Origin of the sequence: Brachybacterium sp. sponge (genome assembly GCF_001613775.1) — a bacterium.
In the GTDB taxonomy this organism is placed as follows: domain Bacteria; phylum Actinomycetota; class Actinomycetes; order Actinomycetales; family Dermabacteraceae; genus Brachybacterium; species Brachybacterium conglomeratum.
The window spans coordinates 734341-751310 of sequence record NZ_LRMP01000001.1 but is presented as its reverse complement, the minus strand read 5'-3'; the positions used below and the strand labels follow the sequence as shown (position 1 = coordinate 751310).

The 16970-nt window shown below is 73.6% G+C and carries 18 protein-coding genes; 11 read left to right on the top strand and 7 right to left on the bottom strand.

Going from position 1 to position 16970, the window contains the following annotated elements; all coding sequences use genetic code 11:
* Positions 1-119: 119 nt before the first annotated feature.
* On the top strand, positions 120-794 hold the full coding sequence (locus tag A4A78_RS03335; RefSeq protein ID WP_062946988.1) for a GntR family transcriptional regulator: 675 nt from the start codon (positions 120-122) through the stop codon (positions 792-794).
* A complete protein-coding gene (locus tag A4A78_RS03330; RefSeq protein WP_062946987.1) occupies positions 794-2056 on the top strand; it encodes an MFS transporter in 1263 nt (420 codons plus the stop codon). Before A4A78_RS03335 ends, A4A78_RS03330 begins: the two co-directional genes overlap by 1 nt.
* A 7-nt stretch (positions 2057-2063) precedes the next feature.
* Here A4A78_RS03330 and A4A78_RS18335 read toward each other — a convergent pair whose 3' ends face one another.
* Positions 2064-2237 (bottom strand): hypothetical protein, encoded by a 174-nt coding sequence (locus tag A4A78_RS18335; protein WP_197466620.1) that lies wholly within the window; start codon positions 2235-2237, stop codon positions 2064-2066.
* A gap of 322 nt (positions 2238-2559) precedes the next feature.
* Here A4A78_RS18335 and A4A78_RS03325 point away from each other — a divergent pair, with 322 nt between their 5' ends.
* A complete protein-coding gene (locus A4A78_RS03325; RefSeq protein ID WP_062946986.1) occupies positions 2560-3945 on the top strand; it encodes an amino acid permease in 1386 nt (461 codons plus the stop codon).
* 16 nt (positions 3946-3961) lie between these two features.
* Here A4A78_RS03325 and A4A78_RS18330 read toward each other — a convergent pair whose 3' ends face one another.
* From A4A78_RS18330 to A4A78_RS03315, 3 genes are all read right to left on the bottom strand, one after another.
* Entirely contained in the window at positions 3962-4180 is a 219-nt protein-coding gene (locus A4A78_RS18330) for an SDR family oxidoreductase (protein ID WP_369816735.1), read from the bottom strand.
* A gap of 155 nt (positions 4181-4335) precedes the next feature.
* On the bottom strand, positions 4336-5601 hold the full coding sequence (locus A4A78_RS03320; protein WP_082835161.1) for an LCP family protein: 1266 nt from the start codon (positions 5599-5601) through the stop codon (positions 4336-4338).
* 205 nt (positions 5602-5806) lie between these two features.
* Complete coding sequence (locus A4A78_RS03315) at positions 5807-6775, bottom strand: LysR family transcriptional regulator (protein ID WP_062946985.1); 969 nt, start codon at positions 6773-6775, stop codon at positions 5807-5809.
* A 100-nt stretch (positions 6776-6875) separates the two neighbouring features.
* Between A4A78_RS03315 and A4A78_RS17720 the strand changes: the two genes are divergently transcribed.
* Both A4A78_RS17720 and A4A78_RS03310 read left to right on the top strand, forming a co-directional pair.
* A complete protein-coding gene (locus tag A4A78_RS17720) occupies positions 6876-7151 on the top strand; it encodes a hypothetical protein (RefSeq protein WP_156488542.1) in 276 nt (91 codons plus the stop codon).
* A gap of 71 nt (positions 7152-7222) precedes the next feature.
* Entirely contained in the window at positions 7223-8395 is a 1173-nt protein-coding gene (locus A4A78_RS03310) for an acetyl-CoA C-acetyltransferase (RefSeq protein WP_062946984.1), read from the top strand.
* Positions 8396-8526: 131 nt separating this feature from the next.
* On the opposite strand, the gene A4A78_RS03305 is transcribed toward A4A78_RS03310, so the two are convergent.
* A complete protein-coding gene (locus tag A4A78_RS03305) occupies positions 8527-9060 on the bottom strand; it encodes a GNAT family N-acetyltransferase (RefSeq protein WP_062947983.1) in 534 nt (177 codons plus the stop codon).
* A 491-nt stretch (positions 9061-9551) separates the two neighbouring features.
* On the opposite strand from A4A78_RS03305, the gene A4A78_RS03300 reads away from it, so the two are divergent.
* Entirely contained in the window at positions 9552-10124 is a 573-nt protein-coding gene (locus A4A78_RS03300) for a CueP family metal-binding protein (RefSeq protein ID WP_062946983.1), read from the top strand.
* Between the two features lie 13 nt (positions 10125-10137).
* Here the strand turns inward: A4A78_RS03300 and A4A78_RS03295 are convergent, their stop codons facing one another.
* The gene (locus A4A78_RS03295; protein ID WP_369816727.1) at positions 10138-12372 is read right to left on the bottom strand and encodes a heavy metal translocating P-type ATPase; all 2235 of its coding nucleotides are present in this window, start codon (positions 12370-12372) and stop codon (positions 10138-10140) included.
* Between the two features lie 221 nt (positions 12373-12593).
* Here A4A78_RS03295 and A4A78_RS03280 point away from each other — a divergent pair, with 221 nt between their 5' ends.
* Together A4A78_RS03280 and A4A78_RS03275 are read left to right on the top strand one after the other, a co-directional pair.
* Positions 12594-13004: a metalloregulator ArsR/SmtB family transcription factor gene (locus tag A4A78_RS03280; RefSeq protein ID WP_062946979.1), complete on the top strand. Its 411-nt coding sequence runs from the start codon at positions 12594-12596 to the stop codon at positions 13002-13004.
* On the top strand, positions 13001-13939 hold the full coding sequence (locus tag A4A78_RS03275; RefSeq protein WP_062946978.1) for a cation diffusion facilitator family transporter: 939 nt from the start codon (positions 13001-13003) through the stop codon (positions 13937-13939). The genes A4A78_RS03280 and A4A78_RS03275 overlap by 4 nt, the downstream gene beginning before the upstream one ends.
* Before the next feature lie 21 nt (positions 13940-13960).
* On the opposite strand, the gene A4A78_RS03270 is transcribed toward A4A78_RS03275, so the two are convergent.
* Positions 13961-14785 carry a sugar phosphate isomerase/epimerase gene (locus tag A4A78_RS03270; RefSeq protein ID WP_062946977.1) on the bottom strand — a complete coding sequence of 275 codons (825 nt, stop codon included), beginning with the start codon at positions 14783-14785 and terminating at the stop codon, positions 13961-13963.
* Between the two features lie 162 nt (positions 14786-14947).
* On the opposite strand from A4A78_RS03270, the gene A4A78_RS03265 reads away from it, so the two are divergent.
* The 3 genes from A4A78_RS03265 (at position 14948) to A4A78_RS17715 (ending at position 16940) form a co-directional block, all read left to right on the top strand.
* A complete protein-coding gene (locus A4A78_RS03265) occupies positions 14948-15712 on the top strand; it encodes an isocitrate lyase/phosphoenolpyruvate mutase family protein (protein ID WP_062946976.1) in 765 nt (254 codons plus the stop codon).
* Positions 15713-15828: 116 nt separating this feature from the next.
* Positions 15829-16791 (top strand): aldo/keto reductase, encoded by a 963-nt coding sequence (locus A4A78_RS03260; RefSeq protein ID WP_062946975.1) that lies wholly within the window; start codon positions 15829-15831, stop codon positions 16789-16791.
* Positions 16788-16940 (top strand): hypothetical protein, encoded by a 153-nt coding sequence (locus A4A78_RS17715; RefSeq protein WP_156488541.1) that lies wholly within the window; start codon positions 16788-16790, stop codon positions 16938-16940. Before A4A78_RS03260 ends, A4A78_RS17715 begins: the two co-directional genes overlap by 4 nt.
* The last annotated feature ends 30 nt before the right edge of the window (positions 16941-16970 follow it).

The following is a 16970-nucleotide window of genomic DNA, read 5'->3' as shown; positions in this document are numbered from 1 at the left end:
GGCCGCAGGGACGACCGACGCTCGCGAACGGCCCCGCACGGCCCATCTCGACCCCGCGACGGAGCACCGCATCTCGGCCTGGCCTTGCATCCATTGATGCATGCATTAGGATCGCCCCCATGCATTCCCCCACCCTCCCCTGGCTCGATGACCGCGAGAACCGTCCGATCGCGACGCAGATCGCCGCGAGGACGGCCCGACAGATCGCCACCGGCGATATCGAGCCGGGCGCCCTGCTGCGTGAGGTCGACGTCGCCGAGGAGCACGGCGCGAGCCGCACCCCGGCGCGCGAGGCGATGCTGCAGCTGGAGACCTGGGGGCTGGTGCGCCTCCTGCCGAAGAAGGGCGCCCAGGTCACGACCCCGACCGCCCGGGAGCGGGAGGAGCTGCTCTCTGTCCGCGCGATGCTCGAGGGGCACGCCGTCTCCCGCATCGCGCCCGACGAGACCCGTCGCACCTCCCTCGTCGAGGCGCTCGCGCCGGTGCTCGCGGCGCAGGAGGCCGCGACCGGCCGACCCGCGGACTTCGCCGTCCACGACTACGCCTTCCACCTCACCCTCGCCTCCCACGACGACAACCGCGTGGTCGAGGAGGTGCTGCGCGCGCTCGGACCGCGACTGTTCCGCCTCACGCATCTGGCAGTCCTCTCCCCCGCCGCGGACCTGCCCGCCCTGCACCGCGAGCACATCGAGCTCACCGATGCGGTGGCGCGCGGGGACGTCGCCGGCTTCCGCGAGATGATCGAGGGCCACCTGCACACCGGCCACGATGCCTACTCGGTGGTGTCCGAGTGATGCGCGCACGGATCCCGGCCTGGCTGGCCGTCGCCCCGACGGGCTTCCTCCTCGCCTGGGGCGGCAACCACTTCACGCCGCTGCTGCACGTGTACGAGACCGTCGGCGGCTATGCGCCCTGGCAGGCGAACCTGCTGCTGGGGATGTACGTCGCCGGTCTCGTCCCGGGGATGCTGCTGGCCGCGGGGCTCTCCGACCGTCACGGCCGTCGGCCGATCGCGATCGCGGGGCTGCTCGCCGCGGCGCTCGGCAGCGTGGTGCTCGCGGCGAGCATGTCGAGCTTCGTGCTGCTGTGCGCCGGCCGCGTCCTCGCCGGGATCGGCGTGGGTGTCGGCATGTCGGTCTGCTCGACCTGGATCAAGGAGCTCTCCTGCGCCCCGCACGACCCGGGCGCGACGCCGACCGCCGGGGCCCGACGCTCCTCGATGATCCTCACCCTCGGCTTCGCGCTCGGCGCGGGCGTGACGGGCTCGCTCGCCCAGTGGGCGCCGTTGCCGGGGCAGCTGCCCTTCCTCGTCCATCTCGGGCTGTGCCTTCTGGCCGGGATCGCGCTGCTCGCGGCGCCGGAGAGCCTGCCACGCGAACTGCGGGCCCGCGGCGCGCTGCGCGATGACCTGAGGGTCTCCTCGGTGAAGCATCCCGTCTTCGCGCGGATCGTGCTGCCGGCCGCGCCGTGGGTGTTCGCCGCCGCCGGGGTCGCCTACGCCATCCTGCCTGCGACGGTCGAGGCGCAGATCGGGGACTCCGCGACGATCTACGCGACGGGCCTGACGGTGCTCACCCTGGGCGTCGGCGCGATCGCCCAGGGCACCGTGGGCCTGATCGACCGCCTCACCCGCGGCCGCGCGCTGGTCGTGGGCCTGAGCGGCATGAGCGCGGGGATGATCCTCGCCGCCGTCGCCGCGGATCTGCGCCGCCCGGTGCTGGTGGTGGGCGTCGCGGCGCTGCTCGGCGCGTCCTACGGGGTGTGCGTGGTGGCGGGCCTCGTCATCACGCAGTCCCTCGCCTCCCCGCGGGAGCTCGCCGGGATGACCGGCGTATACTACTCCCTCGCCTATCTCGGGTTCCTGCTGCCGACGATCCTCGCCGCCCTCACCCCGGTCCTGCCCTACACGGGAGGCCTCGTGATCGTCGCGGCGGTGTGCGTGCTGTGCCTCGCGGCCGTCGCCTGGGGTCTGCGCCGCCCGCTCCCGACGCCGACGGCCGACGCGGTGGAGGACGAGCTCGTCGACCCCGAGGTCGCCTCGGTCGCCGCCTCCTGAGCAGTCCTCACCGCATGGTCGCGGCGAGCTCCGCCTCGCTCAGCGCGCGGTCCGCGAACACCAGGCGCACGGCCGACGGATCCGGGTTTCCGGCGTCGGGACCGCGATGGCGCAGCGCGAGCCCGACCTTCCGGGCGACTGCGGCGGAGGCGGGGCTGTTCTCGAGCAGGTAGGCGACCACCGGCAGCTCCGGGCGGCGCTCGCGGGCGGCGCTCGCGGGCGGCGTCGACGGCGGCGCGGGCCAGCCCGGTCGCGAACCCGCGCCCCTGCGCCTCGGGCGCGAAGCGGTACCCGAGGTTCCAGAACGCGTCCTGCCGCACCGCGCAGCCTCCGTGCCCCACCCGACTCGCCGCGGTGGCGCTCCCGTCGGCCGGACCCGCGCTCCGCCGGACGTGGCCGGACACACGTGGCCGCGCGCCACCCCGCCCCGTACCGTGTCAGGTGCACAAGAAGTGCCTGCGGCGTCCGCGCCGCCTCCCTCCCCTCCTCGGAGCCACCCCGCGATGAGCACGTCCACGCAGCCGACCGACACCCCCGCGACCACGCGTCGCCGTCCCGGCCTCTCGGCGCGACACCTGCACTTCATCGCCCTCGGCTCCGCGATCGGGACCGGGCTGTTCTACGGCTCGGCCGGCGCGATCCAGGCCGCGGGCCCCTCCGTGCTGCTGGTGTACCTGCTCGGCGGCGCGGTCGTGTACTTCATGCTCCGCGCACTGGGCGAGATGGCGGTGCGGATGCCGATCTCGGGCTCCTTCGCCGAGTACACGCGACGCTTCCTGGGCCCCTGGGCCGGGTACATCACCGGCTGGATGTTCGCCTTCGAGATGCTGATCGTGTGCCTCGCGGACCTCACCGCGATCGCGATCTACATGCGCTTCTGGTTCCCGGACACGGCCCAGTGGATCTGGGTGGCCCTCACGCTGCTGATCGTGGGCGCCGCGAATCTCGCGAGCGTGCGCTGGTTCGGGGAGCTGGAGTTCGCCTTCACGATCGTGAAGGTCGCGGCGGTGGTCGCGATGATCGCGGGCGGCGTGGCGATCCTCGCCTTCGGGCTCGGGGATCCCGCGACGCCGACGGGCCTTGCGAACCTCACGGCCGACGGAGGCTTCTTCCCGAACGGGCCCGGCGGGATGATCAGCGCGTTCATCCTGGTGCTCTTCGCCTTCGGCGGCACGGAGATCATCGGCGTGGCCGGCACCGAGGCGGAGGATCCCGCCACGGCGATCCCGAAGGCCGTGAACACGGTCCCGGTGCGGATCCTGCTGTTCTACGTCCTCGCGATCGGCGTGATCCTGCTGCTCACCCCGTGGCAGCAGATCACCGGCGAGGAGTCCCCGTTCGTGCAGATCTTCGACACCCTCGGCGTGAACTGGGCGGCGGCGCTGCTGAACATCGTGGTGATCACCGCGGCGCTCTCCGCGATCAACGCGGACCTCTTCGGCGCGGGCCGCGTCGTCGCCGGCATGGCCCGTCAGCGCCTGGCACCGGCGGCCCTGTCCCGCACCGTGCGCGGGGTGCCGGTGGTGACCACGCTCGCGATGCTGGGCGTGCTCGTCGTCGGCGTGGTGCTGAACCGGATGCTGCCGGACGAGGTGTTCACGATCGTCGCGTCGCTGGCGACCTTCGCGACCGTGTTCGTGTGGCTGATGATCCTGCTGGCGCAGGTCGCCTCCCGCCGCGGGATGAGCCGGCAGGAGCGGGCAGCGCTGCAGTTCCCGGTCCCCTTCTGGCCCTACGGGCAGGCGTTCGCGATCGCGTTCATCCTGTTCACCTTCGGGATCATGGTGTGGCAGTCCGAATACCACACGGCCCTCGCCGTGGGTGCGGGCTTCACCGTGCTGATGACGCTGCTCTTTGCCCTGACCGGCCGGCGGGCCCAGCGCGTCTGACCGCCTCCCGGGTGGGTCACTGCGGGAGCGGGAGCTTCACGCTCCGGCCCCCGTCGAGCACGATCGCCTCGCCGGTGAGGAAGCCGGAGCGGTCGCCGGCGAGGAAGACCGCCAGGTCGCCGACGTCCTCTGCACGGCCCAGCCGGCCGACGGGGTGCAGCCGCTCGAGCCGCTCCCGTGCGGTCCCGGGATCCGTGGCGGAGTCCAGGTAGCCGTCGCTGAGATCGGAGCTGATCCAGCTCGGGGCGATCGCGTTGCAGCGGATCCCGTGCGCTCGCCGAGGTTGACGGCGAGCGCACGGGCCCGCCTCCTGCCGGTCACGCCCTCGAGGCTATCGCCGCGCGGCTGCTCCTGCCCATGATGCATCCCGTCGCGGGACGCGGAGCCGCCTCATCCCGCGCAGAGGTCGGTGTCCGCCGTCCTGGTGTCGCGGGGAGCCGACGGAACAGCCTCGGGCTCCGACGTCCGCGGGGCGTCGCCCGGTGCGGGCGTGTCCGCACCCCCTCCGTCGTCCGCACCCTCTGCGTCGACCGCGTCCTCTGCGTCGTCCGCGCCCTCCGCCGTCGCCGTCTCGTCGGGCCCGCTGTCCGGGACGTCCGCGTCCTCGTCCTGCGAGACCACCGGCTCGTCGGCCGCGAGCGCCGCGAAGAGCCCGGCGGCCTCCGCGGAGGGCACCACGCGGTTGCGGTCGGTGGGCGCCGGCTCCCACGGCATGGTCGCGAAGGTGATGTGCGAGGGGTCGACGCGCGAGGCGCGCGTCGCGAGGCCCGCGAGGTCCGCGGCCCGGCTCAGGCCCGGATCCACCGTGAGAGAGGACGAGGTGGCGTCGAGGAAGGCGTAGAGCCTGTCGGGCCGGGAGATGACGCGGGAGCTGGTCGCCTCCTGCACCACCGCCGACATCACCATCTGCTGGTCGCCGAGGCGGGCGATGTCGCTGCCGTCCCCCACCGCGTGGCGGGTGCGCGCGAGCGCCAGTGCGTCCGTCCCGCCGACCACCTGCTCGCCAGCCGGGAGATCGAGGTCGGCGGCGGGGTCCTCGAGCGCCTCCGGGAGGCAGACCTGGACGCCGTCCAGCGCGTCGACGATCGCGATGAATCCCTCGAAGTCGAGCTCCATGAAGTGGTCGATCTGCACCCCGGTCAGCTCCTCGACCGCCGCGACCGTGCAGGCCGGGCCGAAGTTCAGGGCGGAGTTGAGCATGCCGCGGCCTCCCCGGGAGGCGCCGCTGCCGGTGTCGGGGCAGGCCGGCAGGTCCATGAGGGTGTCGCGCGGGAGCTGGACCGCGTCGATCCGGTCGTCCTCGGCGGAGAGGTGCACCAGCACGAGGGCGTCGCTGCGGCGCGACCCGTCGCCCTGGCCGTAGGACGCCTGCTGGAGGTCACGGCTGTCCGAGCCGATCAGCAGCACGTCCATCGCCCCGTCGATCTCGCGCGGGACGGGGGTCCCGTCGGCGCGCAGCGGGGCGGTGGCGAGGTTCCCCTCCAGATGGGACACGGTGCCCAGCAGGCCGCCCGCCACGACGAGGGGCGCCGCGAGCGCGAGGATCGCGAGGGCGCCGACCGTCCTCCGTCGGCGACGTACGGTCTCCGGCTGTGCCCTGCGCCGACGGTGCGCGGGTCCGCGGCGTGCGGGTCGGTTCGCCCTCAGAGGCTCCATGGATGTGCCGCCCTCCCGCTGCCCGGTCTCGTCCTGCTCGGTCCGCGGGTCAGAGGACCACGGCGGGCGCCGCCTCCGCCAATAGCCGCCGCGGTCGGATCCATACGAGCGGCGCATGGGTGGCCGGACCTCGCTGGTCAGACGGTGGGAAGGGCCGGCCGACGGCAGAGGTGAAGACTCCGTGCAGGTTGAGCGACCGGACGGGTCAGACGTCGCCGGCGCCGACGTCGGCGGCCCGCACGAGCGCGAGGAATCCCGCGAGCGCCGGGTTCGGCAGCTCGTCCGGGCGGTGGACGATGCCGATCGACCGCTGCACCGCCTCGCGCAGCGGCACGACCCGACCGCCGAAGGCGGGGGCGGTGCGGGCGAGGGCCGCCGGGACGATGGTCAGGCCGTCCACGGCGACCGCGAGCGGGACGAGGCTGTCGCGCTGGGTGGTGGTGATGCGCTGCGCCGGGCGGGCGTCCAGGCTCTGCAGGGCGGCATCGGCGAGCTGGCGCATCGAGGTGCCGCGGGGCAGGGTGACGAAGGACCGCGCCGCGACGTCCTCGCCGGTCAGCGGCTCGTCGTCCCCGTCGGCGCGGGAGTCCTCGGCGAGCACGGCGGCGAACTCCTGGGCGGGCAGCGGGATCGCCGCGAGATCCTCCGGCACGCGGTCGATGACGCCGACGGCGGCGTCGACCCGTCCCACGCGGACCGCCTCCACCAGCGCGTCCGCGTCCTCGACGGTGGAGACCTCGAGCCGCACCCCGGGGTGCGCGCGGTGGAAGCGGCCGAGGTGCGCGGGCAGCTCGGTCGCGACCAGCGAGGGCAGTCCGCCGACGCGCAGCGATCCCGAGGTCAGGGCTCGGGCGGACCCGACCAGCGCCTCGATCGATCCCATCTCCGCCAGGGCGCGACGGCCCGCCGCGACGACCCCGCGGCCCGCGTCGGTGAGCTCGGTCCTGCGGCCGACGGGGACGAGCAGCCTCGTGCCGAGCGCCTTCTCGAGCGAGTGGATGCGACGCGAGAGGGAGGGCTGGGAGATCCGCAGGACGTCGGCCGCGGCGGTGTGGGTGCCGTGGTCGGTCACCGCGATCAGCGCCTCGAGCTGGGCGAGGCTCGGCACGATGTGCGACAGGGGCGGCGCACCGTCCGTCGCGTTCCGCCTCGGTTCGCGGTCCGCCTGCACCATCTGGGTCAGCCTCCGACATCGTCCCGGACGGCTGCCGAGAATCGCTGCACCGAGGATACCCACGCGGCACCGCCCGGGCCCCTCTGCAGGGTCCCGGGCGGTGCGGTGCGGCCGATGCCCTCCACCGCTCAGCGGCGGCTCACTTGCGCAGCGCGCACCCGCCGGTCCAGCCGGTGACCTCGCGCGCGGCGAGGGTCATCTGCAGGAAGCCGACGGTCTCCATCTCACCCGCGAGAGACTGCGCACCTATCTCCGCACCACTCCGCCGCACACCGAGCTCGCGCGCGACACGATCCTCGGGGACCTCTCCGACGAGGAGCTCACCACCCTGGCCGGACTGCTCGAACGGGTCACTGGCCGGCTCGACGCCCGCTGAGGGACGCGGTCGCCGCGGGGGGGTGCGGCACAATGACGGCAGACACCGTCGTCGCCGCCGGGAGGCACCCCATGTCCGAGATCGTCATCGTCGCCGCCGCCCGCACCGCGCAGGGCCGGCTCCAGGGGGCGCTGTCCTGCTTCTCCGCCCCGAAGCTCGGCTCCGCCGCGATCGCCGGGGCGCTCGAGCGCGGAGGCGTGGAACCCGCCGCGGTCGACGCCGTGGTCATGGGGCAGGTGCTGCCGGCCGGCTCCGGCCAGAACCCCGCCCGACAGGCCGCGCTCGGCGCGGGCATCCCGTGGTCCACCCCCGCCAGCAGCGTGAACAAGGTGTGCCTCTCGGGCCTGACCGCCGTGATCGACGCGGCGCGGATGATCGCGTCCGGGGACGCGGAGGTCGTGGTGGCCGGCGGCATGGAGTCGATGTCCCAGGCGCCGCACCTGCTGATGGGCTCCCGCGCCGGCTGGAAGTACGGGGCGGTCGAGGCGCTGGACCATATGGCGCACGACGGCCTCACCGACGCCCACGACCAGGTGAGCATGGGCGAGTCCACCGAGCGGCACAACCCGCGCTTCGAGGTCACGCGCGAGGACCAGGACCGGGTCGCGGCGCTGTCCCATCAGCGCGCGGCCGCCGCGGCCGAGCTGCTGGCAGAGGAGATCGTGCCGGTCTCGGTGCCGCAGCGCCGCGGGGAGCCGATCGAGGTCACGGCCGACGAGGGCATCCGCCCCGACACCACCGCCGAGTCCCTCGCCCGCCTGCGCCCCGCCTTCGCGAAGGACGGCACGATCACGGCCGGGAGCTCCTCCCAGATCTCCGACGGCGCCGCCGCGCTCGTGCTCACCACCTCCGCCCGCGCCGACGCGGAGGGCTGGCAGGTCATGGCCCGGATCGGCGCGAACGGGCAGACCGCGGGACCGGACAGCTCCCTGCAGGCCCAGCCGGCCGACGCGATCGCCCGGGCTCTCACGAAGCAGGGGATCACCGCCGCGGACCTCGACCTGGTCGAGATCAACGAGGCCTTCGGCGCCGTCGTCGCCCATTCGCAGCGCGCGCTCGGCGTCTCCGAGGAGATCGTCAACGTGCACGGCGGCGGGATCGCGCTCGGGCACCCGATCGGCGCCTCCGGCGCCCGGCTCGTGGTGCACATGGCACATGAGCTGGCCCGACGCGGCACCGGCACGGCCGCCGTGGGCCTCTGCGGCGGAGGCGGGCAGGGCGAGGCGCTCGTGCTGCTGCGGTGACCGGGCCGAGGGGGCGAGGGCCGATGCACCCGGGCCAGCTCGTGCTCGCCGCGCAGGACGCGATCCGGCAGATCACGGACCTGCTGCCCGGACTCGAACCCGACGATGGCCGAGCTGGGCCGCTCGACCTGTCAGCGGCTGCTGGAGGACCCGTCGGCGGCGGCGGGAGCCTGATCGAGCACGAGCTGGAGGAAGGCCAGGTCGAGCCAGCGCCCGAACTTGGTCCCCACCTGCGGCAGCACGCCCACGCGGTCGAAGCCGAAGCGCTCGTGCAGGCGCACCGAGCCTTCGTTCGCCGCATCGATGCCGGCGACCATGACGTGCAGGCCCTGTGCCCGGGCGCGCTCGATCAGCGCGGACAGCAGCGCCGATCCGGTCCCGCGGCCGCGCAGTCCCTCGCGCACGTAGAGGGAGTGCTCGACGGTGTGGCGGTAGCCGTCGTGCGGACGCCACGGCCCGTAGGTCGCATAGCCGATCACGGTCCCACCGTCCTCGAGCGCGACGAGGACGGGGAAGCCATCCGCCTGCCGCTCGGCGATCCACTCGGCGCGATCGGCCGCGTCGACGAGGCGCTCGTTCCAGATCGCGGTGGTGTGCTCGACGGCATGGTTGTAGATCTCGGCGATGCCGCGGGCATGCTGCGCGGTCGCGTCGAGGATCTGCATCGGGGCCTCCCAGGGCGTCGTGGACCCGCAGAGCATAGTCCTCCGCACCCCGACCCGCTGGCCGTACCGTGCCTCCATGGACATCGCCCCCTTGGACGACCTCCGCGTGCCGACCGCCCTCGCACTCCTCGCCGAGCTCGGCCTGCCCGTGGTACCCCTCGCGGAGCGCGTCGGGCACGCGCTGGACCTGCAGCGGGACCCTGCGCGCACCCCGTCGCTCGCCCCCGCTCACGCCGAGGCTGCCGCACACCATCCGGGCCACGACCCGGCGCTGCTCGAGGAGTGCCGCACCCTCTCGCTGACGCTCGCGACGACCTGGCGCTGGGGACCGGGAGGACACCTCGCCGGACGGCCGAGCGATCGGCGTGGCGTGGCTGGCCGAGGTGCGGGCGCGCGCCGAGGGATGAGGCCGCGGGGCCGCGGTCCCAGCTCGCACATACCCTGCCCGGGTATCCTCGGGGGTCCTCGCCATCGTCCCGAAGGATCCTCCGATGACTGTCGCCCTGCCGCGTCGCACCCTGCTCGCCGCCCTCGCCGCGACCCCGCTGGTGCTCGCCGGCTGCTCCGCCGGCCCGTCGGCCGCGGAGGAGCTGCTGTCCGCCCACGACCTTCCCGCCGGCACGGCCCGCGAGGTGATCGACGCGCTCGAGGCGCTGCCGCTCGACGAGCGGCCCTCGGAGCTGCTCGCCTCCGTCGGCACCGACGTGCTCACCCTCTCCGACGCCGCCGGGCGGGAGGCGACCCTCAAGCTGCCCACGGAGGAGCTGTACGTCTCGGTCGCGCCGTTCGTGTCCGGCACCCATGAGTGCTTCCTCCACAGCCTCACCACGTGCCTCGGCGAGCTGGGGGAGGAGGAGCTCGCGGTGCGGGGCGAGGACGCCTCCGGGGCGGTGCTGATCGACGAGGAGCGCACCACCGCGCCGAACGGCTTCCTGGGCCTGTGGCTGCCCCGGGACGCGGAGCTCACGCTCACCCTGGCCGGAGAGGCCGGTGAGGCCACGACGACGCTGCGCACCGACGCCAAGGCCCCCACCTGCATCACCACGATGCAGCTGGGGGCCTGAGCAAGGCAGGGCATCAGCGCCGGACGGCGACCGCCTCGGGGCGCAGGTCCAGGCGGCGCAGCAGCTGCGCGTTCAGCGCCACCACGACGGTCGAGGCGCTCATCAGCAGCGCGCCGACGCTCATCGGCATGACGAACCCGATCGGGGCGAGCACCCCGGCCGCCAGCGGCACGGAGAGCAGGTTGTACCCGGCTGCCCACCAGAGGTTCTGCCGCATCTTCCGGTAGGCGGCGCGGGACAGCTCGATCACCGAGAGCACCGAGCGCGGGTCCGAGGAGGCGAGCACCACCCCGGCGGAGCCGATCGCGACGTCGGTGCCGGCGCCGATCGCGAGGCCGACGTCGGCCCGGGCGAGGGCGGGCGCGTCGTTGACGCCGTCGCCGACCATCGCGACCGTGCGGCCCTCGTCCTGGAGCGCGGCGACGCGGCTCGCCTTGTCCTCGGGGCGCACCCCGGCGAAGATCCGGTCGATGCCGAGCTCGGCACCGACGTGCTCGGCGACGTTCTGCGCATCGCCGGTGATCATGACGACCTGGATGTCGCGGGCGTGGAGCGCGTCGATCGCCTCGCGGGACTCCTGGCGCACCGCGTCGGCGAGCTTGAGGGCGCCGACGGCCTCGCCGTCGCGCAGCACGTGCAGCACGATCGCGCCCTCCTCGCGCCAGGCGGGGGTCTCCTCGAGCTCGGCGGCACCGGTCTCCTCGAGGAGGCGCGGCCCGCCGACGCGGATCTCGTGCCCGTCGACCTGCGCGCTCACGCCGAGCGCGGGGGCGGAGGCGACCTCGGAGGCGGCGGGGGCGGAGACCCCGTCGGCCGCGGCGCGCTCGCGGATCGCGCCGGCGAGCGGGTGCTCGCTCTCGGACTCGGCCGCGGCGGCCAGGCCCAGGAGCGTCGGCGCGTCGAGCCCGCTGCCGGGGGCGACGGCGATCTCGGAGAGCTCGGGCTCGCCGCGGGTGAGGGTGCCGGTCTTGTCGAACAGGACGGTGTCCACGGTGCGCATGCCCTCGAGGGCGAGCCGGTCGGTGACGAGCACGCCGGCGCGGGCGGCGCGCTCGGTGGCGAGCGAGACGACCAGCGGGATCGCGAGGCCCAGAGCGTGCGGGCAGGCGATGACCAGCACGGTCACGGTGCGGATGACGGCCTCGTCGGGCATGCCCAGCAGCGCCCAGACGAGCGCGGTGATGACGGCGGCGCCGAGCGCGAACCAGAACAGCCAGGCGGCGGCGCGGTCCGCGATGCGCTGGGCGCGGGAGGAGGAGCTCTGCGCCTCGGAGACCAGGCGCTGGATGCCGGCGAGCGCGGTGCCCTCCCCGGTCTCGGTGACCTCGATGCGCAGGTTCGAGTCGGTCGCGACGGTGCCGGCGACGACGCGGTCCCCCGTCGTGCGCTCGACAGCCCGGGATTCGCCGGTGATCATCGATTCGTCGACGTCGGCCCGACCGTCGACGACGGTGCCGTCGGCCGGGATCGAGGCGCCGGGGCGGACCAGCACGACATCCCCCTCGCGCAGGTCATCGGGGCTGACGGTGACGATCTCGTCCCCCTCGATCCGCTCGGCCTCATCCGGCAGCAGCGCGGCGAGGGAGTCCAGCGCCGAGGAGGTCTGCGCGAGGGAGCGCATCTCGATCCAGTGCCCGAGCAGCATGATCACGATCAGCAGCGCGAGCTCCCACCAGAACTCGAGCTCGTGGTGGAGCAGGCCCAGGGTCGCGCCCCAGGAGGACAGGAACGCGACGGTGATGCCGAGACTGATCAGCAGCATCATCCCCGGTGCGCGGGAGCGGAGCTCGGAGAGCCCGCCGCTGAGGAACGGCTTCCCGCCCCAGACGTACATGACGGTGCCGAGGATCGGGGCGATCCAGCCGAGGCCCGACACGTCCGGGATCGTGTAGCCGATCAGGTCCGCGAACATCGGCGAGAGCCCGACGACCGGCACCGCGAACACCAGCATGATCCAGAACATCCGACGGAACTGCGCGACGTGATCGCCGTGCCCGCCATGTCCCCCGTGCCCGTGGTGCCCGGCGTGCGCGCCGTGACCGGCATGCATGTCGTGGCCGCCGTGATCGTGGTGAGCCCCGCTCCCGTGGTGCCCGGCATCCATGTCGCGCCCGACGTGCGCGTCGTGACCGGTGTGCATGTCGTGGCCCTCGTGGCCGTCGTGCTGGTGCGTGCCCCGATCGCCGCCCTCGACGCCGAGAGCGACGTGGGAGTCCTGTCGTCCGTGTCCCTCGTGCTGCGTGCTCATACTGCGACCCTATACCCCTAGGGGGTATAAGCCAAGGGCGTGGGCCCGACGTCACCCACCGCTCCCCGCCGAACCCCGACCGCCCGCCTCCGAGCCGAGGAGTCGTCGAAGAAATCCACGTACATCACGCACATGAAGCACATGACGTCCACGGAAGTCGCCACGAGAACCCCCGCCACGCACCCCTCCCATTCATCGCCATTCATCGATATGATCGCCGCATGGCGATGCCGATGGAATCCTCTCCCCCGCTCTTCGACGTGGACGAGTCCCAGGCCGCGCTCTTCCACGCACTGGCCGAGCCGACCCGGCTCACCCTGCTCCAGCACCTCTCCACCGGCGAGCACCGGGTGCGGGATCTCGTCGACCACCTGCACCTGGCCCAGTCCACGGTCAGCAAGCACCTCGCCTGCCTGCGGGACTGCGGGCTGATCCGCTCCCGCAGCGAGGGCCGTGCCTCCTGGTTCTCCCTGTCGGACCCGGAGCAGCTGCGCTCCCTGCTCGCCATGGCCGCGACGATGCTCTCCGGCGCGGGCGCGGCGCCGACGATCCACGAGCACCTGCACGACCCGCGCGTCGGCGGCGGTCCGGCCGAGGACGACTCCCCCCGTGGCGAGGACAGCCCGTCATGACCGCCTCGCACACCCACGGCCACGGCCACAGCCATGCCTCCCCGACGACCGGCCGCACCCGCCTCGCGATCGCCTTCGGGCTGACGGCGCTGATCGTCCTCGCGCAGGCGGTCGGCAGCGTGGTCACAGGCTCCCTCGCCCTGCTCACCGACACCGCGCACGCACTCGTGGACGCCTCCGGCCTGCTGGTCGCCCTGATCGCGGCGACGATGCTGCTGCGCCCCGCGAGCCCCACCCGCACCTGGGGCTTCGCCCGGATCGAGGTGCTCGCGGCGCTGGCTCAGGCGACGCTGCTGATCGTAGTCGGCACCTACACCGCGGTCGAGGGGCTGCGCCGCCTCGCCTCCCCGCCCGAGATCGCCTCGACCGAGCTGCTCGTCTTCGGCGCGGTCGGGCTCGCGGTGAACCTGGTGGCGATCCTCGTGCTCGCCGGCGGCAAGGACGCGAGCCTGAACATGAAGGCGGCCTTCCTCGAGGTCGCGAACGATGCGCTCGGCTCCCTCGGCGTGATCGTCGCGGCGCTCGTCATCCGCTTCACCGGCTTCCAGCAGGCCGACGCGCTCGCAGGCCTGTTCATCGCGGCGCTGATCGTGCCGCGCGCGGTGCGGATCCTGCGCGACACCCTGCGGATCCTCATGGAGTACACCCCCGAGGGCGTGGACCTCGACGAGGTGCGCGAGCACCTGCTGGCCCTCGAGCACGTCCAGGACGTCCATGACCTGCACGCCTCCTCCGTCGGCAGCAGCCTGCCGATCCTCTCCGCGCACGTGGTGGTGGCCGAGGAGTGCTTCGGCTCGTCGCACGCGATGGAGATCCTCGAGGAAGTCCACGAGTGCGTGCGCACGCACTTCCCCGTCGCCTTCGAGCACGCGACGATCCAGATGGAGAGCCCCGACGTGCACGCCCGCGAGGCGGCCCGCACCCTGCACGCCTGAGGCCGACGCGGCCCCGAGCCGTCAGTCGAGCACGCGCCGGACGATCTCCTGCATCTGCGCGAGGCGCCCCCACTCGTCGTCGTCACGGCCCGCATAGACGAGGGAGAGCCGGCCGGCGTACCCGGCCTCGTCGAGCACCTCCAAGGACTGCTCGAGGTCGGCCTCGTCGAGCACTCCGGGGGCGGATTCCCGCGCCTTGACCTGGGAGCACTCCGCCTGGCCGGCGACCGCCGCGATCTGGCGGTACTTGTCCTCGCCGTCCCAGTTGCCGGTGTCGATGAGCAGGCCCACCTCGCCGTCGAGCAGGTCCAGCAGGCGTGTGGTCGCGGCCGCGTCCACGAGCAGGCCGCGCCAGTTCTCGGTGAGCACGCGCAGGTCCGGGTGCTCAGCCGCGAGCTCCCGCAGCCGCGCGGCGCTGAGGGCGAGGGTGTCCTCGCTCGGGAGCTGGTCACCGGCGGGCACCCGCACCCGCGGCGCCCCGAGCTGCTCGACGACGTCGAGCCAGGTGGCCAGCCAGCGCTGCTGCTCACGGCCGTGCTCGGGATGGACCACGTCCCCGTCGTCCACCAGCAGCACCTCGAGGTCGACGCCCGCCGCGTCGAAGGCGGCGCGCAGCTCCGCGAGATAGGACGCCTCGGTGGTGGGGAGGTAGAAGTGGCACAGCTGGGCGCTCGCGAACCCGTGCGCCGCGAGCTGCGCCGGCAGTTCGAGCAGCGGCAGGCCCCCGCCGTCGGTGTTCTCCGCGAGCGCTCCGGAGGGCGCCGATCCGGGGGCGACGTAGCGGCCCATCGTGCGGAACAGCGACCAGGTGTGCACAGCATGCGTGGGGTCGAGGGTGAGGGCCATGGGATCTCCAGCGATCGGCGTCGGGCGGATCCGCCCATCATGGCGCACGGAGCGACGCCGCGCAGGGCGGGAGCCGACGCTGCGGCCGACGGGTGTGCACCGCCCGAGCGCGACGCGCCGACGACCCTTGACCGCTCGTCCCGGGTGGAGTGTCCTGGCCCCATGACTTCGCTGAGCGCACGCGCCGAGACCCTCCTCGCCCTCCATCACCGCTCCACTCCGGTGGTGCTCCCCACCGTGTGGGACGCCTGGTCCGCCCGTGCCGCCGTCGAGGCCGGCTTCGAGGCGCTGACCATCGGCAGCCACCCTCTCGCCGACTCGCTGGGCTCCGGCGACGGCGAGCAGATCAGCCTCGACGAGGCCCTCGCCGGCATCGCCCGCATCACCGGGGCCGTGGACGTTCCCGTTTCGGCGGACATGGAGTCCGGCTACAACACCGCCCCGGCCGAGCTGGTCGAGCGGGTGCTGGAGGCGGGAGCCGTCGGCGTGAACATCGAGGACACCGTGCACTCCGAAGGCCGGCTGCGCGGAGCGCAGGAGCACGCCGACTACATCGCGGGGATCCGCCGGGCGGCCGACGAGGCCGGGGTGCACCTGGTGATCAACGCCCGCACCGACGTGTTCAAGACCGAGGAGCAGATCCCGGACCGGCTCGCCGAGGCGATCACGCGGCTGAACCTGCTCGAGAAGGCGGGGGCGGACTCGCTGTACCCGGTGGGCGTGCCGGACACCGCGGCGCTCGAGGTGCTGCTCGCCGCCGTGCGCACGCCGCTGAACGTCACCGCCCACCCGTCGAAGGGCGCCATCCCCGACGGCCTGGGCCTCGACCGACTCACAGAGCTCGGCGTGCGCCGCGTCAGCTTCGGCCCGCTGCTGCAGGCCGCCCTGGGCTCGCACCTCGACGAGGTCACCGCGGCCTGGCGCTGAGCGGCCCTCCACGGACCGGGCGGCCCTGGTCCTCCACCACCCTCCGGGAATAGGGTTTCCCGCGGCGGATCCTGCTCGCGATCGCGACGCCGCCCACCCTCGAGGAGTGATCAGCGATGCAGTACTCCCAGCTCGGCCGCACCGGAGCCACCGTCTCCCGTCTCGTGCTCGGCACCATGAACTTCGGCCCGCACACCTCGGAGGGGGACTCCTTCGCGATCCTGGACCGCGCCCTCGAGCAGGGCGTGACCTTCGTCGACACCGCCAACGTGTACGGCGGGAAGGACCATAAGGGCCGCACCGAGGAGATCGTCGGCCGCTGGCTCCAGCGCTCCGGGAAGCGCGAGGAGATCGTGCTGGCCACCAAGGTGTTCGGCGAGATGGGCCCCGGGGCGAACGACCGCGGTCTCTCCGCGCTGAACATCCGCCGGGCGGTCGACGCGTCCCTGCGCCGCCTGCAGACCGACCACATCGACCTCTACCAGATGCACCACGTGGACCGCTCCGCGCCCTGGGAGGAGATCTGGCAGGCGATGGACCTGCTGGTCGCGCAGGGGAAGATCAGCTACGTCGGCTCCTCGAACTTCGCCGGCTGGCATCTGGCCCAGGCGAACGAGGCCGCGGCCCGCCGCGGCTCGCTGGGGCTGGTCTCCGAGCAGTCGCTGTACAACCTCCTCTCCCGCGAGATCGAGCTGGAGGTGCTGCCGGCGGCCGAGCACTACGGCCTCGGGGTGATCCCCTGGTCCCCGCTGTCGGGAGGGAAGCTGGGCGGGCGGCGGGAGGACGGGGTGCGGCGCCGGGCCGCCGACCGTCGCCACGACCCCGCCGACCTCACCGCGCAGCTGGATCGCTGGGAGGCGTTCTGCCACGAGCGGGACCTGGCGCCCGGGCAGGTCGCCCTCGCCTGGCTGCTGCACCGCCCGGGCGTGCTGGGCCCGATCATCGGCCCGCGCACCATGGAGCAGCTGGACTCCGCGATCGAGGCGATCGACATCGCGCTGTCCGAGGACGACCTCGCAGCGCTCGACGAGATCTTTCCCGGCCCGGGCGGTCCGGCCCCGGAGGCCTACGCGTGGTGAACAGCATCGACGCCCTCCGCGCCGCCGCGGACGTCGGCTGGAAGGACATCGACGAAGGCCGCTGCCACGACGTGCAGCCTGCTGAGCTGGAGGCCTTCATCCACTCGCTCGGCGCCCATTCCCCCGAGGGCGCGACGCACGAGCGATGAGGCGGATTCGGCTCTCCGACTCTGCACAGC